1 pseudogene is annotated in these 384 nt (G+C 54.7%); it reads left to right on the top strand.

What is annotated here, in order from left to right:
• Positions 1 to 125: 125 nt before the first annotated feature.
• Positions 126 to 384, top strand: a pseudogene (locus L692_RS0126950) (TVP38/TMEM64 family protein); the annotation flags it as partial.

Genomic DNA, 384 nt, shown 5'->3' with positions numbered 1-384 from the left:
GCCCCCCGCCGCACCATTTCTCATCAGCTATTATACCCTGCCGGGGCGATTCGACAAATGAGCTTTCTTCTATTCCTTGGTTTTTTTCAGTATGATGGGTGAAGATGAAAGAGAAAGGACATATTATGATGAGAAAATGGCTGCTGGCGCTAAGTTATGTTTCGGGCCTGGGCGCCGCGTTTATGTACAGATATACCATTCTGGATTGGCTGGGCCAAGACGGGCATGTGCCGCTTTCGATCCTGGCCGCGGCGGCGCTGGCTTTATTCCCGGTTGTGCCGTATAAGGCCGTCATTGGACTGTTCGGATATGTATATGGAAGTCTGGCGGGCGGAGCGATGTGCTGGCTGGCGACAACGGCGGCGGCGGCGCTGATGTTCGGCG

Origin of the sequence: Paenibacillus forsythiae T98, assembly GCF_000520735.1 — a bacterium.
Taxonomy (GTDB): domain Bacteria; phylum Bacillota; class Bacilli; order Paenibacillales; family Paenibacillaceae; genus Paenibacillus_AQ; species Paenibacillus_AQ forsythiae.
The sequence above is the reverse complement of the archived record's forward strand: the minus strand, read 5'-3'. Positions and strand labels throughout refer to the sequence as shown.